Source organism: Pseudomonas sp. CGJS7 (genome assembly GCF_036961695.1).
On record NZ_JBAMDI010000015.1, the window covers coordinates 48,352 to 71,168 of the forward strand.

The 22,817-nt window shown below is 67.7% G+C and carries 18 protein-coding genes; 10 read left to right on the forward strand and 8 right to left on the reverse strand.

What is annotated here, in order from left to right; all coding sequences use genetic code 11:
• Nucleotides 1–3 precede the first annotated feature (3 nt).
• The 3 genes from mnmG to V7787_RS11920 form a co-directional block, all read right to left on the reverse strand.
• Nucleotides 4–1,887, reverse strand: a complete 1,884-nt coding sequence (gene mnmG / locus V7787_RS11910) for a tRNA uridine-5-carboxymethylaminomethyl(34) synthesis enzyme MnmG (protein WP_336088382.1) — start codon at nucleotides 1,885–1,887, stop codon at nucleotides 4–6.
• A 654-nt stretch (nucleotides 1,888–2,541) separates the two neighbouring features.
• Nucleotides 2,542–3,051: a hypothetical protein gene (locus V7787_RS11915; protein ID WP_336088383.1), complete on the reverse strand. Its 510-nt coding sequence runs from the start codon at nucleotides 3,049–3,051 to the stop codon at nucleotides 2,542–2,544.
• A gap of 82 nt (nucleotides 3,052–3,133) precedes the next feature.
• Complete coding sequence (locus V7787_RS11920) at nucleotides 3,134–3,289, reverse strand: hypothetical protein (RefSeq protein WP_336088384.1); 156 nt, start codon at nucleotides 3,287–3,289, stop codon at nucleotides 3,134–3,136.
• Nucleotides 3,290–3,686: 397 nt separating this feature from the next.
• Here V7787_RS11920 and V7787_RS11925 point away from each other — a divergent pair, with 397 nt between their 5' ends.
• From V7787_RS11925 to V7787_RS11970, 10 genes are all read left to right on the forward strand, one after another.
• Entirely contained in the window at nucleotides 3,687–4,361 is a 675-nt protein-coding gene (locus tag V7787_RS11925; protein ID WP_336088385.1) for an ABC transporter ATP-binding protein, read from the forward strand.
• Entirely contained in the window at nucleotides 4,345–5,346 is a 1,002-nt protein-coding gene (locus V7787_RS11930; RefSeq protein WP_336088386.1) for an HlyD family secretion protein, read from the forward strand. Before V7787_RS11925 ends, V7787_RS11930 begins: the two co-directional genes overlap by 17 nt.
• Nucleotides 5,343–6,338 (forward strand): HlyD family secretion protein, encoded by a 996-nt coding sequence (locus V7787_RS11935; protein ID WP_336088387.1) that lies wholly within the window; start codon nucleotides 5,343–5,345, stop codon nucleotides 6,336–6,338. The genes V7787_RS11930 and V7787_RS11935 overlap by 4 nt, the downstream gene beginning before the upstream one ends.
• Nucleotides 6,335–7,654, forward strand: a complete 1,320-nt coding sequence (locus V7787_RS11940; RefSeq protein ID WP_336088388.1) for an efflux RND transporter periplasmic adaptor subunit — start codon at nucleotides 6,335–6,337, stop codon at nucleotides 7,652–7,654. The genes V7787_RS11935 and V7787_RS11940 overlap by 4 nt, the downstream gene beginning before the upstream one ends.
• On the forward strand, nucleotides 7,651–8,901 hold the full coding sequence (locus V7787_RS11945; RefSeq protein ID WP_336088390.1) for an ABC transporter permease: 1,251 nt from the start codon (nucleotides 7,651–7,653) through the stop codon (nucleotides 8,899–8,901). The genes V7787_RS11940 and V7787_RS11945 overlap by 4 nt, the downstream gene beginning before the upstream one ends.
• Nucleotides 8,902–9,095: 194 nt before the next feature.
• A complete protein-coding gene (locus V7787_RS11950; RefSeq protein WP_336088391.1) occupies nucleotides 9,096–10,076 on the forward strand; it encodes a pyridoxal-phosphate dependent enzyme in 981 nt (326 codons plus the stop codon).
• A 221-nt stretch (nucleotides 10,077–10,297) separates the two neighbouring features.
• Nucleotides 10,298–11,119: a 4-vinyl reductase gene (locus V7787_RS11955; protein WP_336088392.1), complete on the forward strand. Its 822-nt coding sequence runs from the start codon at nucleotides 10,298–10,300 to the stop codon at nucleotides 11,117–11,119.
• A 145-nt stretch (nucleotides 11,120–11,264) separates the two neighbouring features.
• Nucleotides 11,265–12,014, forward strand: coding sequence for an MHYT domain-containing protein (locus tag V7787_RS11960; protein WP_336088393.1), 750 nt, complete (start codon nucleotides 11,265–11,267; stop codon nucleotides 12,012–12,014).
• A 412-nt stretch (nucleotides 12,015–12,426) separates the two neighbouring features.
• Entirely contained in the window at nucleotides 12,427–12,855 is a 429-nt protein-coding gene (locus V7787_RS11965; RefSeq protein WP_336088395.1) for a ketosteroid isomerase-related protein, read from the forward strand.
• Between the two features lie 431 nt (nucleotides 12,856–13,286).
• The gene (locus V7787_RS11970) at nucleotides 13,287–14,564 is read left to right on the forward strand and encodes a clostripain-related cysteine peptidase (RefSeq protein WP_336088396.1); all 1,278 of its coding nucleotides are present in this window, start codon (nucleotides 13,287–13,289) and stop codon (nucleotides 14,562–14,564) included.
• A gap of 584 nt (nucleotides 14,565–15,148) precedes the next feature.
• Here the strand turns inward: V7787_RS11970 and V7787_RS11975 are convergent.
• The 5 genes from V7787_RS11975 to V7787_RS11995 form a co-directional block, all read right to left on the reverse strand.
• On the reverse strand, nucleotides 15,149–16,600 hold the full coding sequence (locus V7787_RS11975; protein ID WP_336088398.1) for an efflux transporter outer membrane subunit: 1,452 nt from the start codon (nucleotides 16,598–16,600) through the stop codon (nucleotides 15,149–15,151).
• Complete coding sequence (locus tag V7787_RS11980; RefSeq protein WP_336088400.1) at nucleotides 16,593–19,763, reverse strand: efflux RND transporter permease subunit; 3,171 nt, start codon at nucleotides 19,761–19,763, stop codon at nucleotides 16,593–16,595. The genes V7787_RS11975 and V7787_RS11980 overlap by 8 nt, the downstream gene beginning before the upstream one ends.
• Nucleotides 19,764–20,027: 264 nt before the next feature.
• A complete protein-coding gene (locus V7787_RS11985) occupies nucleotides 20,028–21,245 on the reverse strand; it encodes an efflux RND transporter periplasmic adaptor subunit (protein ID WP_336088401.1) in 1,218 nt (405 codons plus the stop codon).
• Nucleotides 21,242–22,228, reverse strand: coding sequence for an SDR family NAD(P)-dependent oxidoreductase (locus V7787_RS11990; RefSeq protein ID WP_336088403.1), 987 nt, complete (start codon nucleotides 22,226–22,228; stop codon nucleotides 21,242–21,244). The genes V7787_RS11985 and V7787_RS11990 overlap by 4 nt, the downstream gene beginning before the upstream one ends.
• Nucleotides 22,225–22,506, reverse strand: a complete 282-nt coding sequence (locus V7787_RS11995; protein ID WP_336088405.1) for a DUF2798 domain-containing protein — start codon at nucleotides 22,504–22,506, stop codon at nucleotides 22,225–22,227. Before V7787_RS11995 ends, V7787_RS11990 begins: the two co-directional genes overlap by 4 nt.
• Nucleotides 22,507–22,817: the final 311 nt, after the last annotated feature.

Consider the following 22,817-nt stretch of genomic DNA (forward strand, 5'->3'; position numbering starts at 1 on the left):
CGCCTACGCCACCCGCGCCCGCCGCGCCCGCGTCAAATGCACCAACAGCAGCGAAATCGCCGCCGGCGTCATCCCCGGAATCCGCTGCGCCTGCCCGACCGTCTGCGGCCGCACCCGTTCCAGCTTCTGCTGCACTTCCAGCGACAAGCCGCGCACCCCGGCGTAATCGAAACCGTCCGGAATCGGCGTGCTCTCGTTGCGCTGCTGGCGTTCGATCTCTTCGCGCTGACGGTCCAGATAACCGGCGTACTTCACCCCGATCTCGACCTGCTCGGCCACCTCGGCATCGTCCGTGCCCGGGCCCAATGAGGCCACCTGCATCAGCTTGGCGTAGTCCAGTTCCGGCCGCTTGAGCAGATCGCGCGCGCTGCTCTCGCGGCTGACTTCGATGCCCAGGGTCTGGGCGATTTCGCGCCCCAGCGCATTGTTCGGCGCCGCCCACACCGCGCCCAGGCGCGCGGTCTCGCGCTCCACCGCTTCGCGCTTGCGCTCGAACGCGCTCCAGCGCGCTTCATCGACCAGACCCAACTCGCGCCCGACCGGAGTCAGGCGCAAGTCGGCATTGTCCTCGCGCAGCTGCAAGCGGTACTCGGCGCGCGAGGTGAACATGCGGTACGGCTCGCTGGTGCCGTGGGTGATCAGATCGTCGACCAATACGCCCAGGTAAGCCTCATCGCGGCGCGGGCTCCAGCCCTCGGCGCCGCGCACGAAACGCGCCGCGTTGACGCCGGCCAGCAGGCCCTGCGCGGCGGCTTCCTCGTAACCGGTGGTGCCGTTGATCTGGCCGGCGAAGAACAGGCCGGCGATGGCCTTGGTCTCCAGGGTGGTCTTGAGCCCGCGCGGGTCGAAGAAGTCGTACTCGATCGCGTAACCGGCGCGGGTGATGTGCGCGTTCTCGAAACCGCGGATGCTGCGCACCAGATCCAGCTGCACGTCGAACGGCAGCGAGGTCGAAATCCCGTTGGGGTAGATCTCGGCCACGTCCAGGCCCTCGGGCTCGACGAAGATCTGGTGGCTGGCCTTCTCGGCGAAGCGCACCACCTTGTCCTCGATCGACGGGCAGTAGCGCGGGCCGATGCCCTCGATCTGGCCGGTGTACAGCGGCGAGCGGTCGAGCGCGCCGCGGATGATCTCGTGGGTGCGCTCGCTGGTGTGGGTGATCCAGCACGAGACCTGACGCGGATGGTCGGCCCGACTGCCCAGGAAGGACATCACCGGACGCGGATCGTCGCCCGGCTGCTCTTCCATCACCGAGTAATCCAGGCTGCGTCCGTCGATCCGCGGCGGCGTGCCGGTCTTGAGCCGGTCGACCACGAACGGGCCCTCGCGCAGGCGCGCGGCCAGCGCGGTCGCCGGCGGGTCGCCGGCGCGGCCGGCGGCGTAAGTGGTCTGGCCGACATGCACCTTGCCGGCGAGGAAGGTGCCGGCGGTCAGCACCACCGCCGGCGCGTGGAAGCGCAGGCCGGTCTGGGTCAGCGCGCCGACGATCCGGCCGTGTTCGAAAAGAATGTCGTCGACCGCGGCCTGGAACAGGGTCAGCCCCGGCTCGGCCTCGACCGCGCGGCGGATGAAGGCGCGGTACAAGCCGCGATCGGCCTGGCAACGGGTCGCCCGCACCGCCGGGCCCTTGCTGGCGTTGAGCCGGCGCCACTGGATGCCGGCGGCATCGGCGGCGCGCGCCATGATCCCGCCGAGCGCGTCGATCTCCTTGACCAGGTGGCCCTTGCCGATGCCGCCGATGGCCGGGTTGCAGCTCATCGCGCCGACCGTTTCCACCGAGTGGGTCAGCAGCAAGGTGCGCGCACCGGCGCGCGCCGACGCCAGCGCGGCCTCGGTGCCGGCGTGGCCGCCGCCGATCACGATGACGTCGTAGTGGTAGAAGGACATGGGCTTGGGGCCGGGATCGGGAAATTAGGAGTCGCTAGGAGCGCAACGTCGGGGCTGCGCCGGCCGCCATGATCTCACGCGGCCGGTTTTCGAGTCTGAGCGTCGCCAATCCCTAGCGGGACAGTCCGGATTCGGCTATCCGGATCCGTGTCCACTTGGCACGGATCATGCGTAGCTATTCATGCACCTTGCGGGGCAGGCGCTAGACGCCGGCTGGAATTGGAACAGGGGCTGGCCAAGCGCTCGCGGGGGAAGCCGGGGGGCCGAATGTCGGGGGACATTCGGCCCCTTTTTATTGCCTGCGCTTTACGCCGCGGGCCGCGGCCATCGGCCGCCACGCCGGTTCGGCCGGCCGTCCTCGGCCAAGAGCGAACTCATTGATCCAAAACGAAAAAGCGCGCGTGGATACGCGCGCTTTTTCGCATTCCCGAACGCTCGGGAGAATGGGCGCCGACGCCTGACGGGGACGGAACAGGGGGGATCCGTGATTCCTCGCCAGGCGCCGACATGGAAGCCTGTGCTTACCGAAAACGTCCAAATGCGACGTAAGCGGTCAGTAGCGGTAGATTGCGGTCACTTCGGCTTGAACGCAAGTGCGCCCCGTTCCAATTCCGGCGAGTGCCGGGGCATGCCCCGGCACCGGCAGGACACCGTTCAGCGTTCGGCGTTGCGCCATTCCTTCCAGCTGCGGCCACCATCGGCACGCCCGGACGGGGCGGCCGGCGCCGACATGCGCGGCTGCGGCATCGCGCGCGGCTGCGACGCGCCCGGATCGCGCGGCACCCAGACGCCGCCGCCGACCGGACGCGCGTCGCGCCAACTCACGCCGCCATCGGCGCGCGGCGGGCGCGGGACCGACGGGTTGTTGGGCTGGCTCGGCGGACGGTGCGGACGGTTGGGGTAGTAGTAGCGCGGGTAGCCGTAACCGTAGGGATACCCGTAGTACGGATAGCCGCCGTAGCCGTAGCCGCGATAGCGGTAGGACTCGCCGTACGGATACCCGTAGGGTCCATAGCCGCCGTAACCGCCGTAGTAGTTGTAGTCGACGCTGGGCCGGCCGTAGTAATACGAACCGCCGCCGCCACCGCCGCGCAGGGTGTAATCGGACACGCAGCCCGCCAGCAGGCCGGCTGCAACTAGAGGAACTATGAGTTTACGGATCATGGCAGACCCCCCGGGTAGGATCCCAGAGTCTGCCTGATGCGTTGAACTCGGGCTTAACTCCGCCCGGCCCGACTTATACGGTTCAGACCGGGGCCTGAGCGGCCGGCAAGGTGTCGCGCAGATCGACGTGGGGAAGCGCCTGGTCGGCCGACAGCGGCATGAACCGGGGCGGCATTTCGCAACCGGCCAGCATGAGCAGGCAGACGGACAGGCATACCGTAGCGGATTTGCGGAGCATGGAGCATCCCCTGTTGGAGGCGTCGGCGAAGCGCCGCGCCTGGAGTGATTCCGCTCGCCGGCGACGCGGACAGAGCATGGGTGCGAGAAACATAACAGCTCCGAGACGACGCGGGCCCGGTGCCCGATCAACGCGGCCGACGCGATCGCGGATGCGCGAATCTGTCCATAAACTAGCCGCTACCCGCAAAGCGATTGCAGCACGGGTTCACAAATCCTCCGGCGCGCGGCAAGCGCCGGCGAGGGTCGGATGCATCGGCGCGGCGGGAGCGGGTTAAGCTTGGCCGCTGCGCCGGGAACCTTGGCGCGATCGTCAGGTCGATTCATGCATCGCTTCGGTAATCGAGGCGACGGCGTGCCGCTTGGCACCATATTCATTACCTCGCGCTTGGTTTTCGATGATCGAACTGGATGCGGTCCATCGTCGCTATGAAATGAATGGGCAGGCGGTGAATGCATTGGCCGGTGTGGATCTGAAGATCGCCGCCGGCGAGTTCGTCGCCATCACCGGCGCATCGGGTTCGGGCAAGTCGAGCCTGCTCAATATTCTGGGCTGCCTGGATCGGCCCACCCGCGGCCGCTATCTGATCGAAGCGCGCGACGTGGCCGAGTTCGACGACGAAGCGGCCAGCGACATCCGCAATCGCCGCATCGGTTTCGTGTTCCAGAGTTTCCATCTGCTGCCGCGCTTGAGCGTGCTGGAAAACGTGCTGTTGCCGCTGCGCTTCCACCGCCAGCCGCCGGCCGACGCGCACGAGCACGCGCGCGAACTGCTGGCGCGGGTCGGCCTGGGCGAGCGCAGTTCGCATCGGCCCAGCGAACTGTCCGGCGGCCAGCAGCAACGCGCGGCGATCGCTCGCGCCTTGTTGTTGCGCCCCGCCCTGCTGCTGGCCGACGAACCCACCGGCAATCTGGATTCCAAAAGCGCGGCCGACGTGCTCGATCTGATCGGCGAGGTTCACGCCGGCGGCCAGACCGTGGTGCTGGTGACCCACGACCGCGACCTGGCCGCGCGCGCGCCGCGCGAGGTGCGTCTGCACGACGGCAAGATCGATCATGATTCGGCGGCCTGAGCGCATGCGCGCGCACAACACAATCGCGCTGCTGTCGCTGGCGGCGCTGCCGTGGATGGCGACGACCGCAGGCGCGGCGGTGCTGACCGGCGAAGTCCGCTCGGTCGGCGCGCAGATCCTCTACACCCCGCAATCCAACACCGCGCCGGTGACGATCCGCTACTTCGTGCCCGAGGGTCAGGCGGTCAAGGCCGGCGAGGTGGTGTTGCGGATCGACCCGGGCCAGGCCGGCACCCAGATTCCCGAACTCGACGCCAAGCTCGAACAAGCCCGGGCCAAGGCCGCCAAGGAACTGGCCGAGCTGGAGGTCAAGGCGGTCGACGCGGAAGTCGCAGTGGCCGAGGCCGAGGCGGCGCTGGCCACGGCCAAGATCGAAGCGGCGATCCCGCGCGCGCTGATCTCGCAACTGGATTACGACCGCCACCAAGGCGAGCTGGACAAGACCACCCGCGAACATCGGCTCAAACGCGAACAACTCGACGCCGCCACCACCGCGGTGGCGCGGCGCAAACAAGACGGGCAACTGGAAGCCGACAAGCTGTCCGGCCAGCGCGAGTACTACCGCGCGCTGCTGCGCCAATCGGAAGTGCGCGCCGAGCGCGACGGCATCGTCCTGCACGGCTTCAACAACAACTGGATCGGCGGGCGCATCGACGAAGGCAGCTCGACCATGCCCGGCAGCCGCGCCGGCGAAGTCGTCGGCAACGGCGGCGGCATGCAGGTGCGGGCCTGGGCGCTGGAACCCGATCGCCGCGGCCTGCGCGTGGGCCAGCCGGTGCAGCTGAGTTTCGACGCGCTGCCGCGCGTCCGCGCGCAAGGCACCATCGCCGCGATCGCCGGCGCGCCGGACCGCAAGTCCGAATGGGGCGAAGGCCGCTACTTCACCATCGATATCGAATTGCCGGCCAAGCACGGGCTGAGTTTGTTGCCGGGCATGAGCGTGCGGGTCGCGACCACGCCGGCCGCCGCCGGAGCGGCGCGATGAGCGGCCGCGTCATCGCGCGCACAGTCGCGGCGATATCGCTCGCGCTGGCGCTGCCGGCGACGGCCGCGCCGCTGCGGGTCGACGGCGAGGTCTACGCGCGCCGCACCTCGCCGCTGATGCCGCCGAGCGTGGACCGGATGTGGCAGTTCAACATCACCCAGCTCGCCACCGACGGCGCGCCGGTCAAACGCGGGCAGGCGGTGATCAGCTTCGACAGCAGCGACGTGGTCAAGCAGCTCAGCGAGAAACAAAGCCAGCTCAAGGAAAAACACAGCGAGTTGGAAAAGCTCGATCTGGAACTGGCCGAACGCGAACGCAGCGAACGCCTGGCCACCTCCGAAGCGCAGGCCGCGCTGGACAAGGCGCAACGCAAGACCCAGCAACCGGCCGAACTGATCGCCGGCATCGAGTACCGCAAATTGCTGGTCGCGCGCGCGCAGATGGAACGCAAGATGGCGCTGGCGCGCAAACGCGAGGCGCTCTCGGCCGAACAGCGCCGTCAGGAACGGCGCTTGCTGGCGGCCGAGCGCGATCAGCTTCAGGCCGATGTCGACCGTCTGCAACGCTCGCTCGCCGCGCTCAACGTCGTCGCCCCGCGCGATGGGCTGATGATGCACCGGAGCAATTTCGAAGGCGAAAAATACGATGTCGGCTCGCAGGTCTGGGTCGGCCAGACGGTCGCGGAAATTCCCGACCTGAGCACCTTGGCGGTGCGCGCCGAACTGGCCGAACGCGATCTGCAGAAGGTCCGGGTGGGCGCGCCGGTGCGGATCGTGGTCGAGGGCGGCGCCGGCAACGTGGTGCGCGGACGCATCGCCTCGGTCGGCCGCGCGGTGCGCAGCAAGTCGCAGGTGCAGCCGGTGCCGGTGCTGGATCTGGATGTGCGTTTGGACGACGCGCAGGCGCCGCTGCGGCCCGGACAAGCGGTGCGGGTGGAAATCGCCGAGTCCGGCGCGGCGAGCAAGACCACTGGCGGGAGCGCGGCGCGATGACGGGCATGCGATCGGCGACCGCTCGCGCGCAGCTGCGCGTGTTCGCCTGCGCGCTGTCGGCGTTGTGGCTGGGCGCGTGCTCGCGCGAGATCGCGCCGGCGGCGACCGAAACCGTCGCGCGTGCGCCGTTGCGGCTCAGCGTGAACGGCGAAGGCGAACTCAAATCGGCCAAGGCCACCCCGCTCAACGTGCCGGGCCGCAACTGGGCCGCGCGGCAGGTGCAGTGGATGCTGCCGGAAGGCAGCGCGGTCAAGAAAGGCGATCTGATCGCGCGCTTCTCGGCCGAGCAAGGCAAGCAGGAACTCGCCCAGACCCTGATCGACGTGCAGCGCAACCTGCTCGCGCGCGCGGCCAAGCAGGGCGAGCTGGAAACCGCGCAGAGCAAGGTCGCGGTCGATCTGGCCCAGGTGGCGGTGCAACTGGGCATCGCCGAGCGTTACGCCAACGCCGATCTGAGCACGATGGCGCGCAACGAGGTGCTCGACGCGGTCCAGGACCGGCGCTTTCTGACCGAGAAGCGCGGCACCCTGGAATGGCAGCGCGATCGCGCCGGCGTGCGCGGCGGCGCCGAGCTGGCGGTGCTGGACGCGCAGCGCGCGACCTTCGACATCGCCGCGAAAAGCCGTCAGGCCGATCTGGACGCGCTGGAGCTGCGCGCGCCCAACGACGGCGTGTTGATGCTGAGCACCAACTGGTCCGGCGAAAAACCCAACGTCGGCGCGACCCTGCGCGCGGGCTTCGATTACGGCAGCTTGCCCGACGCGTCGGCGATGGAACTCGATCTGAGCCTGGCCCAGATCGAAGCGCAAGGCGTGCACGTGGGCGCGGCGGTGGAAATGTTTCCGGTCGGCCGGCCGGAGCAGAAGATCGTCAGCAAACTCAGCTGGGTCGCCAGCGCGGCCAAGGTGCGCAGCCAGGAAAGTCCGGTGAAGTATCTGAGCATGAAGGCGCCGATTCCGGCCGCGGCGATCGCCCGTTACCGGCTGGTGCCAGGGCAGCGGCTGCAAGCGCGGGTGATCCTGTTCGACGCGCCGGCCTTGAGCGTGGCCAACGTCGCCGTCGACAGCGACGACGGCCGCGACTACGTGCGGGTGCGCGACGGCGGCGATTTCCTGCGCCGCCCGGTCAAGCTGGGCGTGCGCGGGCCGGCTCGCTCGCAGGTGCTGTCCGGGCTCAAGCCCGGCGACGAAGTGCTGTTGGCGGAGGCCGGCGCGGTCGAAACCGCGCCGACGCCGAAAGAACCCGCCAGCGAAGACAACGCGCCCAAGCCGTCGGCCGCGCCGACCTCGCGCGCGCCCCAGGCGGCGCGCCCATGAGCCGCGTCCTGCATGCGCTGCCGCCGATCTGGCGCGAAGCGGTCGAGGAGCTGTGGCGGCGGCGTCTGCGCACGCTGCTGACCTTGCTCGGCATGATCTTCGGCGTCGGCGCGATCGTGGCGATGCAAGCGGTCGGCGAAGGCAGCCGGCGCGAGGCCTTGCGTCTGGTCGAAAGCCTGGGCTTGAACAATCTGATCGCCGAAGCCAAGCCGCAGGACGAAAACAGCCTGCGCGAAACCCGCGCGCGCAGCCTCGGCCTGAGCCTGGCCGACGCCGACGCCGCGCTCGCGGTGGTGCCCGGCGCGGAGCGCTTCGCCGCCGAAAAACCGATCCGCACCCATTCGGTGTTCAGCGACAGCGGCCGCAGCGACGCTCAGGCCAGCGGCGTGAGTCCGGAGTACTTCGCGCTGTCGTCGCTGCGCATCGCCAAGGGCCGCGCCCTGAGCGAGACCGACGACCGCGCCCTGGCCGCGGTGGCGGTGCTGGGCCATCAGGCCGCGGCGGATCTGTTTCCCGGCGTGGATCCGCTCGGGCAGTACCTGAAGGTCAACCACGTCTGGCTGGAAGTGGTCGGCGTGCTGGCCGACCGCGATCTGAGCAAGGATCAGTTCGAGGGCGTGCAACTGGGCCTGGAGAGCAACCGCGTCTACCTGCCGCTGGCCAGCGCGCGGGCGCGTTTCAAGTTCCAGCCGCAGGAAGACGAAATCGACCGGTTCTTGTTGCGCCTGCGCGATCCCTCGCAACTGGCGGCCGGTGCGCGGGTGCTGTCGACCGTGCTCGGTCAGCGCCACGCCGGCATGGCCGATTTCCGTCTGGTGGTGCCGCAGCAGTTGTTCCAGCAGCATCAAAAGACCCAGCGGATCTTCCGGGTGGTGATGGGCGCGATCGCCGGGGTGAGCCTGTTGGTCGGCGGCATCGGGATCATGAACATCATGCTGGCCAACGTGCTCGAACGCCGGCGCGAGATCGGATTGCTGCGCGCGCTCGGCGCGCGCCGGCGCGATGTGGTCGCGCAGTTCCTGCGCGAGGCGACGGTGATCTGCGTGGCCGGCGCGGCGCTGGGCTTGTTGTTCGGGGTGTTGCTGGCTTATCTGATCGCGGCCTTCGCCGGGTGGCAGGTGGCGTGGGCGCCGATTCCGGTGCTGCTGTCGGCGCTGTTCTGCGCGGCGGTGGGTTTGGCGTTCGGCGTGTATCCGGCGCGGCAGGCGGCGCGGTTGGATCCGATTGCGGCGCTGCGGCACGATTGAGCGGCGGCAAAGGCAAAAGCTCAAATCCCCCGCGCTCGCTGCGCGAGCGCCGCCCCCTTTTCTAAAGGGGGCAATGGCGACAGCCGTCGCGCTCTCACAAACCACCACATTCCCACCTTCCGATTCCCCCCTTTGCAAAAGGGGGGCAGGGGGGATTTGCTTTTGCCTTTGCTTTTCCGCGCTACGCTTGCCCCATGACCGACCCCAACACCATCGCCCCCACCTACGCCGACATCCTCGCCGCCGCCGCGCGCATCGCCCCGCACGCCCACGCCACCCCCGTGTTGCGCTCGCGCGCACTCGACCAGTTGGCCGGCTGCGAACTGCACTTCAAATGCGAGAACCTGCAACGCGGCGGCGCGTTCAAATTCCGCGGCGCCTGCAACGCGGTGTACTCGCTCAGCGACGAAGAGGTCGCGCGCGGCATCGTCACCCAAAGCTCGGGCAACCACGGCGGCGCCATCGCCCTGGCCGCGAGCCTGCGCGGCGGCCAGGCCACCGTGGTGGCGCCGCACAACACGCCCAAGGTCAAACTGGCAGCGATCCAGGCCTACGGCGCCCGCATCGTCCATTGCGAACCCGACCAGGCCTCGCGCGACGCCGCCACCGCCCAGGTGCTGGCCCACACCGGCGGCGTGCTGGTGCATCCGTTCAACGACGCGCGGGTGATCGCCGGCCAAGGCACCGCCACCCTGGAGTTGTTGGCCAGCGCGCCGCGGCTGGACGCGGTGATCGCGCCGGTCAGCGGCGGCGGGCTGTGCTCGGGCACCGCGATCGCCGCGCACGGCCACGACCCGGACATCGCCGTCTACGGCGCCGAACCGGCCGGCGCCGCCGACGCGCACGATTCGCTGCGCGAAGGCCGCCGCATCACCGGACGCAAGGCCGACACCGTCTGCGACGGGCTGCGCGCGGAACTGGGCACGCTCACCTTTCCTATCCTTCGCTCACACCTGCGCGAGATTCTGCTGACCGACGACCGCCAGGTCATCGCCGCGATGCGTTTGATCTTCGAACGCATGAAGCTGGTGGTCGAACCCTCCGGCGCGGTGCCTCTGGCGGTGGTGCTGGCCCATCCGGCGTTGTTCGCCGGACAACGGGTCGGACTGATCGTCTCCGGCGGCAACGTCGATCTGGATTTGGCCGCCGATTGGTTCGCCGCGAACCGCGCTTGACCGGTTCCTGACGCGCTTTGCGTTTGTTATGCGGTGCGTTTCTCGACGCGTACAAAAAGCCGCATAAAGTGCGTAAAAAGCGGACTTTTCTGTGATGTTGGTTTATGTTTTTTGTTAACGCAGCTGGCACGCTGCGCCATCGCGCGCCGTCGCCTTGGCCAGAGCGCGCGACATAAAACGAGTCGGAAGACGGACCTGCGCACAGGCCAGGGGAGTACTACATGGTGGATGTCGAGTTTCGCGTGGTGTCCGACCGCCGCGACGGCCTCTTGCTCGCGCTCGGGCAGGTGGTCATCGCCAACGGGTTCACGCTGTTGCGCCAACGCATGCTCAACAGCGAGGAAGGCGTGGTGCTGGTGATGGTCGTGCGCGGTCCGGCCGAATCGCTGCTCATGCTGGAAGAGAAACTGGGCACGCACCATCTGGTGCAGAGCTTCGAAGCCTCGCCGTACGAGGCCGCGCCGAGTGCGCCGGCTGCTGCTGCGGCGCCGCGGGCTGCGGGGAATGGCAATGGGCATGCGGCTTCGGCGCCTGCGGCTGGGGCTTCTGCTCCTAGTGCTTCGGCGGCGGGAGGAGCGGCGGCTGGGCATGCGGCTGCGCCGATTGATACGCAGCGCGTAGAAACTCTGCTACCCCAGTTGGCCCGCAACTACCCCAACATCCTGCTGCAGCTGGTCGCGCTGGAACGCGAACTGCCGCCGCCGCAGCGCGAGGCGACCTTGCGCTACATCGGCCAGCGCGTCGGCGCCTGGGTCTACAAGCGCGATTTCGCCCTCGGCGGACAGCTGCCGCTGGCCGATTCGGTCCGCCGCATCGCCCTGCCGGCGATGCGCCAGCTGGTCCAGGCCGAGCTGCACGACGACGTGCTGCGGGTGCGCAACAGCCCCTTCTGCCATCGCGGCGAAAGCGGCGAGTGCTGCCATTTCCTGCGCGGCATGCTCGGCGGCCTGCTGGAAGGCCAGCACGGCGTGCATGTCCATGTGATCGAGAGCCAGTGCCGCAATACCGGCGCGGAAGCCTGCCGCTTCGAATTCGAAAGCTGACCGGACCACCGGTCGATCGCCGCGGTCAGGGACTGCCGTGGCGCACAGCACGCCGGGCAGGCGCCGGCGTGCGTTGTCGTCGCGGCGCGGGACGGCGTCGAGGCGATTGATTGCCGTTCAACCCATCCACCTCAGGGGGTTCGTCATGCCGCTCGATCATGCCATCCAATGCATCCATGACCCGTTGCTGGTCATCCTGTCCTATGTAGTGTCGGTGCTGGGCTCGTTCACCGCCCTGCAGCTGGCCATCGCCATCCCCAACGCCACCGGCGCGGCGCGATGGCGAGCGGTCGCCGCCGCCGGCATCGCCATGGGCGGCGGCGCGATCTGGGCGATGCACTTCATCGCCATGCTCGCCTGCCGCATGAACGTGGAAGTCACCTACGACCTGCCGATCACCCTGGGCTCGGCGGTGGTAGCGGTGATCTCGTGCATGGCCGGCCTGGCCATCGCCGGCAGCGGCGTCTTCAACTGGGGCAAGTTGATCGTCGGCGGCGTGCTGATGGGCCTGGGCGTGACCGGCATGCACTACGCCGGCATGGCCGCGATGCTGATGCCGGCCGATATCGTCTACGACAACTCGCTGGTGATGGCTTCGGCCGCGATCGCCATCGTCGCCTCGATCGTCGCCCTGTGGCTGGCCTTCAACCTGCGCGGCTGGGGCCAGATGCTCGGCAGCGCGCTGGTGATGGGCGTGGCGGTGTGCGGCATGCACTACACCGGCATGCTCGCGGCCAGCTTCGTGCCGAACAAGGCCGGCGGCAGCGTCCTGGCCGGCGGCGTCAGCGGCGGCTACCTGGGCGTGGGCATCTTCGTGGTCACCACCGCGCTGCTGGCGGCGGTGTTGACGATCAGTCTGCTGCGTCAGCGGCAGCGGGCGATGGTGCGGATCTGAGGTCGGTTGCGGGCGGGGCGGGAGGTCGCGAGCACGGGATCGGTTCGCTGGGCTTCACCGCTTCGCTCAAGATGAAAAAGGCCCGCTCACGCGGGCCTTTTTTCTTTGCGCGCCTCCCCGGCCGTGTGCGCCTCCTCGTCCGTCATTCCCGCGAACGCGGGAATGACGGACAGGAAGGATGACGCTGAAGTCTCCGGATTCCCGCCTTCGCGGGAATGACGTTCTGGGAGGATAGCGTTGAAGGCTCTTGGCTCTGAATGCCCGCGTTCGCGGCAATGACGGACTGGGAGAGACGCGGGCACCTGTCTGCGGGCGACGCCACGGCCCGCGCCTAGCACCTAAGCCGGATTCTCCCGGCCCGGCATTTGCGCGATCATCAGCCTGCCCCGCCATAGCCCCGCAGGACCGACCCATGAAGATCGACGGCACCCGCAGCCACGACCGCGCCACCGAGCTGGTGCTGTCCTACTACGCCGCGTTCAACCGCGCCGACTGGGCCGGCATGCTCGCCACCCTGGCCGAGACGGTGGCGCACGATCTCAACCAGGGCGCGCGCGAGGTCGGCCGCGAGGCGTTCGCCGCGTTCCTGCAACGCATGGACCGCCACTACCGCGAGCAGTTGCGCGACATCGTGGTGATGGTCTCGCCCGACGGCACCCGCGCCGCGGCCGAGTACGTGGTCCACGGCGAGTACCTGAGCACCGACGCCGGCCTGCCCGAGGCGCGCGGTCAACGCTATGTGCTGCCCGGCGGCGCGTTCTTCGAAATCCGCGACAGCAAGATCGCGCGGGTCAGCAACTACTACAACCTCGAAGACTGGGTGGCCCAGGTCAGCGCCTGAGGTTTGCCCAATCCCGCTGGCTCGGTATCGGCCGCGCGCCGATTCGACACTCGCATCGACTCATGCCTCGCCACGAATCCGGCGCGGATAGCGCGCGGCGCCGTTCGCGACGGCGCTGCATGTATCGACGCGAGTGCGACCGGCTTCGCGATCGCCGACTGACCGACATCACCCACAAGCCGACCTCGACGCCGACGCAAACATCGCCCCGAGCCGCGTGCCTGAGCGCGCGCCACGGCCACAATCGAATCACACATTCGCGTTCTTCAGTTGCGATCACGTTTCCATCGGCCTGAGCGCATGGGGTGGCCAGGGGGGCGATGCGCCCACTTGCGCTTTTACTACTAAGCGAACCCGTGTTCGCCTTCGCCGCGCGACGAAGCGCGCCGTCCGCGCGGCGAAACCCTCCCACCTTTCAGGAATTCAATTCAATGCGATCTTTCAACAAGGCGTTACTGGCCGCTGCGCTGCTGGCCGGCTGCGGCGTGGTCCATGCGGCCAAAGCTCCGGCCAAACCCGCGGCCAAGGCGACGCAGGCCGAGTGGAACGTGCTGGTGTTCATGAACGGCAAAAACAATCTGGAACCGTTCACCGTCCACAACTGGAATCAGATGGCCAAGGTCGGCAGCTCCGACAAGGTCAACATCCTGGTCGAGTACGGCCGCATCGCCGGCTACGACAACAGCAACGGCAACTGGACCGGGGTCAAGCGTTTCCGGGTCAAGAAAGGCGACAAGCCGACCGCCGCGGGCGCGCTGATGGATTTGGGCAAGTCCAAGTTGAACACCGACATGGGCGACAAGGAAACGCTGGCCGAGTTCATCAAGTGGGGCACCGAAAAGTATCCGGCCAAGCGCACGATGCTGGTGATCTGGAACCACGGCCAAGGCTTCCGCGCCGCGCCGGGAATGAAGGACACCCATCGCTCGGTGTCGCAAGATGAGGAAACCGGCAACATCATCTTCAACTCCGACGTCGCCGATGCGATCAAGACCGCGCTGGGCGACAAGAAGCTGGACATCGTCTCGTTCGATGCGTGCCTGATGGCGATGATCGAACCGGCTTACGAGTTGCGCGACCGCGCCAAGTTCCTGGTCGGCAGCGAAGAGCTGGAACCGGGCGAAGGCTGGGATTACGGCTTCCTGGCCAATCTGGCCAAGCAACCGGCGACCACTGAGGCGCAGGCGCTGGGCAAGTTCGTGGTCGACAGCTACAAGGCGTATTACACCAACAACCCGTCCGGCCACACCACGCTGTCGTCGATCGACTTGAGCAAGACCGCGCTGGTGGCCGATGCGCTGGACGCGGTGACCGCGAGCCTGACCACCACCGCCGAACAGCAGGCCGCGCGCGATGCGCGCAAGGCGATGACGCCGTATGAGACCTCCTACGGGGTGGACATCGGCGCGTGGCTGGCGACCTTGAAGACCAAGGCGATCGACGCCGACAGCAAGGCGGCGGTGCAGGACGCGCAGGATGCGTTGACCCTGGCGATCAAGAACAACTACAGCAGCGGCAACAAGATCGGCAACAAGTTCTACGGCGACACCGGCTTGGCGGTGTTCTTCCCGCAGAGCGCGAAGGAGTTCAATGCCGATTATTCGAGCGACGGTTACAAGGTCAGCAATACCGATCGTCCGATCGCTTACGTCAAGGAATCGGCGTGGCCGGGGTTCTTGAAGACGGTGTTTTCGGTGCCGACGGACTGATCGCCACTGCTGTTCCCTTCTCCCGCTTGCGGGAGAAGGTGCCCGCAGGGCGGATGAGGGGCGGTCAGGTTGCGAAATAGATCGTGATCCCGTGGCCCTCACCCCAACCCCTCTCCCGCAAGCGGGAGAGGGGCTAGACGCGCGGCCTCGGCCGCGCGTTTTTTCAAGTAGTCGAATCCCGAATCGAAACCCGACGGGACGGCCGCGTCGCTCGCGGCGGCTGCGTGCTACCAGGTCGCGCAGCCGGCCCACCGCTGGCGGTCGGAACCCAGTGCCGCGACGCGGGTGGCGCCGCGACCGGCCCGTCGGAGGCGTTGAAGCGGGGAGTAGAAGTTGGGCAATAGGGAACTGGAGAACGAAGCCGATCAGGTGCCTCGTGCTTGCACTTCCCTATTGCCCAACCTCTATCCCCCACTTGGAATAAAAAGACCGAAAACCGATCACGACGAAAGAGAGGGGATGGGGGCTTCGTCGCGTCTTTGCAGTCTTCGGTCAAGGGAAACCATGAGCGGGGAACAGGGAACGAAGAATCGGAACGATGGTACGCATCGGTTTCCTATTCCCAGTTCCCCATTCCCGCTTTTTCAGTTCCGCGCCACACCCTCACGCACCGGCTCGCGCCCCGGCCAACCGCCGGCCATCGCCTTGTACAAGGCGATCGCGCCAGTGACGCTGCGGGTACGTCCATCGGCAAACGCGTCCTGCGCCTGCAACTGGGTGCGTTCGGCGTCGAGCACTTCGAACAGGTCGGCGGCGCCGGCCTCGTAGCGCACGCGCGCGAGCTGGGCGGCCTTCAGGCTGTCCTGCGCGGCGCGCTCCAGGTGCTGGTCCTCGACCCGCGCCCGGGCATAACGCACCAGCGCGTTCTCGGTGTCTTCCAGCGCCAGCAACACGCTCTGCTGATACCGCGCCAGTTCGCCTTCGGCGGTGGCGTCGGCGGCCTTGATCCGGGCGCGCACGCGGCCGATGTCGAGGAACGACCAGTCGATGCCGAGCGCGACCAGACGGGTTTCGCTGGCGCGTTCGAACAAGGCGCTGGTGTCGATGGCTTGCGAGCCGATCAATCCGCTCAAAGTGAAGCGCGGGAACAGATCGGCGGTGGCCACGCCGATGCGCGCGGTGGCTGCGTGCAGGCGATGCTCGGCGGCGGAGACGTCGGGACGGCGGCGCAACAACTCGCCGGGCGTGCCCGCATCCAGTCGCGCCGGCAGCGCCGGCAAGGCGCCGGCCTGATTGAGCTCGGCGACCAGGGCGTCGGGCGTTTGCCCGCTCAGCACCGCCAGGCGGTGCTCGGTGACCGCAACCTGGGCTTCCAGGTTCGGCACCCGCGCCAAGGTCGCTTCGAGCTGGGCGCGGGCACGCGAGGTATCGAACTCGGTGCCGCGGCCGGCGTCGAAGCGCGCCTGCACCAGACGCAGGGTCTCGGTCTGGTTCTCGGCGTTCTCGCGCGCGACCCGCAGGCGTTCCTGCAGGCCGCGCAACTCGACGTAGCTGCGCGCCACTTCGCCGACGATCGACACCTGCATCGCCTGCAGGTCCGATGCGCTGGCCCAGGTTTCGGCGCGCTCGGATTCCACGTTGCGGCGCACCCGGCCGAACAGATCCAACTCCCAGCTCACATTGGCCTGGGCGCTGTAGCTCTCGTTGTCGCGCGCCGAGTTCGACGCGCCGGGCATCTGGTCGGAGCTGGAGCGGGTGTCGCTGCCGCTGGCGCTGCCGGTGATGGTCGGGAAGCGGTCGAACTTGGCGCCGCGCAGCAAGGCGTTGGCGCGGTCGTAGTTGGCCAGGGCGATGCGCAGATCGTGATTGGCCGACAGCGATTCCTCGATCAGCCGGGTCAGCAGCGGATCGTTGAACCCGCGCCAGAACTCGGCGTCGGGTTCGGCCGCGACGGTGCCGTCGGTGGCCGCTTGCGCGTCGCCGCGGGCGAACTTGTCCGGCGTAGCCAGGGTCGGCCGGACATAGTCCGGACCGACGGCGCAGGCGGCCAGCGCGAGCGTCAGCAACGCGACCGCGGGAAGTTTCAGATTACGCATGGACTTTCTCCGAAGCGTTGTGATGGTCGCCGTGCGAGACCAGCTTGGTGCCGACCATCTTGCGCAGAGCGACGTAGAACACCGGAGTCAGGAACAGACCGAACAAGGTCACGCCCAACATGCCGGCGAACACGGTGATGCCGGTGACCGAGCGGATTTCCGCGCCGGCGCCATGCGACAGCACCAGCGGCACGGTGCCGGCGATGAAGGCGATGGAGGTCATCACGATCGGACGCAGACGCAGGCGGCACGATTCCAGCGCGGCTTCGACGATGCCCTTGCCCTGCAGTTCCAGTTCGCGGGCGAACTCGACGATCAGGATCGCGTTCTTACACGCCAGGCCCATCAACACCACCAGGCCCACCTGCACGAACACGTTGTTGTCGCCGCCGGTCAGCCACACGCCGAGCAGCGCGGACAACATGCACATCGGCACGATCAGGATCACCGCCAGCGGCAGGGTCCAGCTTTCGTACAACGCGGCCAGCACCAGGAACGCGAGCAGGATGGCGAGCGGGAACACGATCAACGCGGCATTGCCCTGGCTGGCCTGCTGATAGCTCAGGTCGGTCCATTCGATTTCCATGCCGTGCGGCAGCACCTTGGAGGTGACGTCGCGGACCACGTCCATGGCCTGGGCCGAGGACATCACCCGCGGATCGACGTCGCCGGCGATGTCGGCGGCCGGGTAGCCGTTGTAGCGCAGCACCGGGTCGGGGCCGAAGGTCTGCTTGATGCTGACCATCGAACCGATCGGCACCATCTCGCCGCGGTCGTTGCGGGTACGCAGGTTGGCGATGTCTTCCACGCTGTCGCGGAACGAACCGTCGGCCTGGGCGATCACCTGCCAGGTGCGGCCGAACTGGTTGAAGTCGTTGACGTAGGCCGAACCCAGGTAGGTCTGCAAGGTATCGAACAGCTCGGTCAGCGGCACGCCCTGCGCCTTGGCCTTGACCCGGTCGACTTCGGCGTCGAGCTGGGGCACGTTGGCCTGGTAGGTGCTGTTGGCGTAACCCATGCCCGGGGTCTGCATCACCGTGCCCTGGAACGCGCTCACCGCGTTCTGCAGCGCGCCGTAACCCAGGTTGCCGCGGTCTTCGATGAACATCTGATAGCCCGCGCCGTTGCCCAGGCCCAGAATCGGCGGCGGCATCAGGCCGAAGGCGAAGCCTTCCTGGAAGCCGGCGACCTTCTGGTTGAGCTCGGCGGTGATGTCTACCGCGCTGCGGCTACGCTCGCTGAACGGCTTGAGCGGCAGGAACGCCACGCCGGTGTTGGGCGTGTTGGTGAACTGCACCGCGTTCAAACCCGGGAACGCCATGGTGTGCTGCACGCCTTCGATGTTGCCGGCGACGTCGGTGACCTTCTTCAACAGCGCGTCGGTGCGCGCGATCGAAGCGCCTTCCGGCAACTTCACCGCGGCGATCAGGTACAGCTTGTCCTGCAACGGGATGAAGCCGGCCGGCACGATCTTGAACATGAAGCCGGTGCCGAGCAGCAACAGCGCATAGACCACGAACACCGCGCCGCGCTTGCCCAGCGTGCGCGAGACCGCGCCCTGGTACTTCTGCGAGCTGGAAGCGAAGAAGCGGTTGAACGGACGGAAGATCCAGCCGAACAAACGGTCGATCAAACGGGTCGGCGCGTCCTTCTCCGCGCCGTGCGGCTTGAGCAGACGCGCGGCCAGCGCCGGCGACAGGGTCAGCGAGTTGATCGCCGAGATCACCGTGGAGATGGCGATGGTCACCGCGAACTGCTTGTAGAACTGGCCGGTCACGCCCGACAGGAACGCCATCGGCACGAACACCGCACACAGCACCAACGCGATCGCCACGATCGGGCCGGACACTTCCTTCATCGCCTGGTGCGCCGCTTCCAGCGGGCTCAGGCCTTCTTCGATGTTGCGCTCGACGTTTTCCACCACCACGATCGCGTCGTCGACCACGATGCCGATCGCCAGCACCAGGCCGAACAGGCTCAGGGTGTTGATCGAGAAGCCGAGCAGGTACAGCGCGGCGAAAGTACCCACGATCGACACCGGAACCGCGATCAAGGGAATGATCGAAGCGCGCCAGGTCTGCAGGAACAGGATCACCACCAGCACCACCAGCGCGATCGCTTCGAGCAGGGTGGTGACCACCGCCTTGATCGAATCGCGCACGAAGATGGTGGTGTCGTACACCGCCTCGTACTTGATGCCTTCCGGGAAGCTCTTGGACAGGCGATCCATGTTGGCGATCACCTGCTCCTGGATCTCCAGGGCGTTGGCGCCGGGCGACTGGAAGATACCGATGCCGACCGCGTTCTTGCCGTCGAGCTGCGAGCGCAGGCTGTAGTCGCCGGCGCCCAGTTCCAGGCGAGCGACGTCGGACAGGCGCACGATCTCGCCGTCGTTGCCGCTCTTGACCACGATGTTGGCGAACTCTTCCTCGTTCTGCAGGCGGCCCTTGGCGTTGATCAGGGTCAGGAACTCGCTGTTGGGCATCGGCTCGGCGCCGAGCTGGCCGGCGGAGACCTGCACGTTCTGCTCGCGCATGGCGCGCAGCACGTCGCTGGCGGTCAGGCCGCGCGCGGCGACCTTGTCCGGGTCCAGCCATACGCGCATGGCGTAGTCGCCGCCGCCGAAGATCTGCGCATCGCCGACGCCGGACAGGCGGGCGAGCTGATCCTTGACGTGCAGACGCGCGTAGTTGCGCAGGTACAGGGTGTCGTACTTGCCGTTGGGCGAGGTCAGATGCACCACCATCAAGAACACCGGCGACTGCTTCTGGGTGGTCACGCCTTGCCGGCGCACGTCCTCGGGCAATCGCGCCAGCGCCTGGCTGACCCGGTTCTGTACCCGCACCGCCGCATCGTCGGGATCGGTGCCGGGACGGAAGGTGACGGTGATCGCCAGCACGCCGTCGGAACCGGCGACCGACTTGATGTACATCATGTCTTCCACGCCGTTGATCGCTTCTTCCAGCGGCGTGGCGACGGTTTCGGCGATGACCTTGGGGTTGGCGCCCGGGTACACCGTGCGCACCATCACCGACGGCGGAATGACTTCGGGGTATTCGCTGATCGGCAGGATCGGTATCGCGATCAAGCCCGCGGCGAAGATCACGATCGACAGCACCGCCGCGAAGATCGGCCGATCGATAAAGAATTTGGAAAAGTCCATGACGGATTCCTTGGTGCGGGGTTGAGCCGCATGAGTCCCCGGCCCGCGTCGTGGCGACGCGGGCCTTTGATTGCGGAAACCTTGATGAGCGCGTCTGCTTGAGCCCGTCATTCCCGCGAACGCGGGAATCCAGAGACTTCAAACGCTCTCGCCCGAAAGTCCCTGGATTCCCGCGTTCGCGGGAATGACGGGGTGAGGGCTGCGCGGTTTCGTGTAGGTCGAGCGTCGCCGCGGCAAAGCCACGGCGCGTCCGTCATCGTTGAATCACAAGGCCCCGGCCGCCGCGCCCGGCGCCGCCGGGACCGGCGCCGGAGCGCCCATCGCGATGGTCTTGGGCGACACCGGCATGCCCGGGAAGAACACCTTCTGCACGCCGTGGACGATGACCTTGTCGGTCGGCGCCAGGCCGGAGTTGACCACGCGCAGACCGTCGATCATCCGGCCCAGCACCACGTCCTTGCGCACCGCGGCGTTCTTGTCGCCGAGCACGTAGACGTACTTGCGGTCCTGGTCGGTGAGCACGGCCTTGTCGTCGACCAACATGGCCTTGAAGTCGCCGCTGCCTTCCAGCTGCACGCGCGCGAACAGGCCCTGGGTGAAGATCCGGTCGCTGTTGTCGACCACCGCGCGGGCGCGGATGGTGCCGGTGCGGGGATCGACCTGGTTGTCGGTGAAGTCGACCGTGCCCTTGTGCGGGTAGCCGGTTTCGCTGGCCAGACCGATGCGGACCGGGTTCTTGCTGTCTTCGCGCTCGCCCTTGCGGGCCAGCTCGTTGTAGCGCAGGTAAGTCTGTTCGTCGCTTTCGAAGTAGACGTACATCGGGTTCTGCGAGACCACCGAGGTCAGCACGGTCTGGTCGGCCGAGGCGAGATTGCCGACGGTGACCAGGGCGCGGCCGGCGCGGCCGCTGATCGGCGAGCGCACTTCGGTGAAGGTCAGGTCCAGTTGCGCCGAGGCCACCGCGGCTTCGGCCGCGCGCACGCCGGCGTCGCCCTGGGTGCTGGCGGCGCGACGGGTCTCGAACTCTTCGCGCGAGATCGCCTTGGCTTCGACCAAGGTCTGCGCGCGCTTGTCCTGGGTCTGGGCCAGACGCGCTTCGGCGCGCGCGCGTTCCAGTTCGGCCTGGGCGCGGGCGAGTTCGGCGCGGTAACGGCGCTGGTCGATCACGAACAGCAGGTCGCCCTTCTTGACCTCCTGGCCTTCCTTGTAAGCGATGCGGTCGACGTAGCCGCTGACGCGGGCGCGCAGTTCGACCGATTCGACCGCGCTGACCCGGCCGGTGAATTCGTCCCACTGCCGCACCTGCTTGCTCAGCACCTGGGCGACGCTGACTTCCGGCGGCGGCGGCGCGCCTTCCGGGGTCGCGGCCTGGCTGCCGCAACCCACGGCGGCCAGGGCGATGACGACGCTCGCGGTCAGCGCGAGCACGGAGAGTCCGAGGCCGGGTCGGCCGGAACGGACGTTGAAATGACTGGTGCTCATCGGGGGGTGGGTTCCTGGTTGGGATTCTTGGAGGTCAACGACTTGAGCAACGCGCGCGCGTCCTGCAAACAGCGTTGCGTTTTTTCGTCCGACGCGCTTTCCGGATCTTGCGCACAGGCGGAAACCGGAGCGGTCTTGGGCACGGTGTCGAAGCTGGTAGTGGGTGCAGCGCGCAGATCGTCGGTAGCGGTATCGGTAAGCGGAGGTTGGCTGGCGGGCGCGCCGGCATCGGCGCGGCTGGCGGGCGGCGAAGGGATGCGAATGCGCGGCGGCAGCACCGACGGCGACACGCCGCGCGCGGCGTAGGCCACGATCGGCCGCGGCGGCTCTTCGCTGATGTCGTGATCGATCAACGCCATCGCGCGTTGGCCGACCGACAAGGCGCTGGGCCATTCGGGGCAGGAATGGCGTTGGTTGAACTCGGTGCACACCGGCGTGTCCACGGCCAGCAGCTGCACCCGCACCGCCAGTTGCCGCGCCTCGTCGTGCAGCACGCGCGCGAGCATGCGCAACGCGGCCGCGCCGATCGAGCGGTGGCCGTAACCGGCCCACGGGTGCTCGCTGCCGGGACCGCCGACCAGCACGTAGGTGCCGCCGCGATCGTGTTCGGCCAGCAAGGGCAGCAAATGGCGCGCAGCGGCGAGGTGGGGGAGTAGATCCTCGTCCAGCTTGCGGCGCAGGAACTCGGCCGGGTTATCCAGCAGGCGGCCACGTTCGGCGCTGCCGCAGACCGCGGCGACCACGCCCGCAAGCGGGCGGCCGAGCTTGCGCAGGGCGCGGGCAAGCTTGGCCCCGGCCGCGTCGTTGGCGACGGAGCCGGCGATGGTGGTCAGGTCGGCGTGGGGGTAGCCGGCCTTGAGCGCCTTGAGTTCGCCTGCCTGACGGGCGACCGCGATGACCGGGCGGCCGCTGTCGATCGCGGCCTGCACGACCCCGCGGCCGACGCCGCCGGTGGCACCGAGTACAACCAAAGGGGCTTTCATTGTCCCGCTCCTGGGACTTTCTCTCCCACGACCGGGACGATGGCGTGACGCTTGTCATCCCGGGTGTAGTGGGCGAGCAAAGCACCGACCGCGGGCATCAGCAGCATGGCCGCAGGCAACGCGATGGTGAAGGCCAGCACCCAGGCCAGCATCCAGGCTTCTTCGGCGCCCTGGGCGAGGCCTTGGCGGAAAACGACCACAGCCAGCCCGATCAGGGCGGACATGGCCACCAACATCAAAGGTAGAAAGGCGAAACGGGCTTGGCGGGGGCTCAACATGGCGGGGGACCTCGTGTCGATCTGCGGCACAGAGTAGAGATGAGAACAGCACTTGATTAGCCCGCGATTAAGGGAATAATTGTCCCGGCAACGGTCCAATGTCCCTTCGGCCCCCTTGAATGGCCCAAGGGCGGCCCCTACGCAGAGAAGCAAGGGCGGTCCTGGAGACCCTGGAAGGGCTCCACCGCACTGGCGAGACGACGACGCTACTGTCGGCGCTTATCCGCGCGCACGTCAGTGGACGGGATCAACCAACGCCGGTGACAAGCGTCATCAGCGCCTGGAAGGTCGGAAGCGCAAGCTCAACGTCG

What these genes read in the sequence shown, in the direction of transcription:
- V7787_RS11990 (WP_336088403.1), bottom strand. Translation starts at nt 22,228, where the DNA reads ATGAAAGCCCCTTTGGTTGTACTCGGTGCCACCGGCGGCGTCGGCCGC.
- V7787_RS11955 (WP_336088392.1), top strand. Translation starts at nt 10,298, where the DNA reads ATGGTGGATGTCGAGTTTCGCGTGGTGTCCGACCGCCGCGACGGCCTC.
- V7787_RS11995 (WP_336088405.1), bottom strand. Translation starts at nt 22,506, where the DNA reads ATGTTGAGCCCCCGCCAAGCCCGTTTCGCCTTTCTACCTTTGATGTTG.
- V7787_RS11940 (WP_336088388.1), top strand. Translation starts at nt 6,335, where the DNA reads ATGACGGGCATGCGATCGGCGACCGCTCGCGCGCAGCTGCGCGTGTTC.
- V7787_RS11985 (WP_336088401.1), bottom strand. Translation starts at nt 21,245, where the DNA reads ATGAGCACCAGTCATTTCAACGTCCGTTCCGGCCGACCCGGCCTCGGA.
- V7787_RS11930 (WP_336088386.1), top strand. Translation starts at nt 4,345, where the DNA reads ATGATTCGGCGGCCTGAGCGCATGCGCGCGCACAACACAATCGCGCTG.
- V7787_RS11925 (WP_336088385.1), top strand. Translation starts at nt 3,687, where the DNA reads ATGATCGAACTGGATGCGGTCCATCGTCGCTATGAAATGAATGGGCAG.
- V7787_RS11950 (WP_336088391.1), top strand. Translation starts at nt 9,096, where the DNA reads ATGACCGACCCCAACACCATCGCCCCCACCTACGCCGACATCCTCGCC.
- V7787_RS11965 (WP_336088395.1), top strand. Translation starts at nt 12,427, where the DNA reads ATGAAGATCGACGGCACCCGCAGCCACGACCGCGCCACCGAGCTGGTG.
- V7787_RS11935 (WP_336088387.1), top strand. Translation starts at nt 5,343, where the DNA reads ATGAGCGGCCGCGTCATCGCGCGCACAGTCGCGGCGATATCGCTCGCG.
- V7787_RS11975 (WP_336088398.1), bottom strand. Translation starts at nt 16,600, where the DNA reads ATGCGTAATCTGAAACTTCCCGCGGTCGCGTTGCTGACGCTCGCGCTG.
- V7787_RS11920 (WP_336088384.1), bottom strand. Translation starts at nt 3,289, where the DNA reads ATGCTCCGCAAATCCGCTACGGTATGCCTGTCCGTCTGCCTGCTCATG.
- V7787_RS11945 (WP_336088390.1), top strand. Translation starts at nt 7,651, where the DNA reads ATGAGCCGCGTCCTGCATGCGCTGCCGCCGATCTGGCGCGAAGCGGTC.
- V7787_RS11970 (WP_336088396.1), top strand. Translation starts at nt 13,287, where the DNA reads ATGCGATCTTTCAACAAGGCGTTACTGGCCGCTGCGCTGCTGGCCGGC.
- V7787_RS11980 (WP_336088400.1), bottom strand. Translation starts at nt 19,763, where the DNA reads ATGGACTTTTCCAAATTCTTTATCGATCGGCCGATCTTCGCGGCGGTG.
- mnmG (WP_336088382.1), bottom strand. Translation starts at nt 1,887, where the DNA reads ATGTCCTTCTACCACTACGACGTCATCGTGATCGGCGGCGGCCACGCC.
- V7787_RS11915 (WP_336088383.1), bottom strand. Translation starts at nt 3,051, where the DNA reads ATGATCCGTAAACTCATAGTTCCTCTAGTTGCAGCCGGCCTGCTGGCG.
- V7787_RS11960 (WP_336088393.1), top strand. Translation starts at nt 11,265, where the DNA reads ATGCCGCTCGATCATGCCATCCAATGCATCCATGACCCGTTGCTGGTC.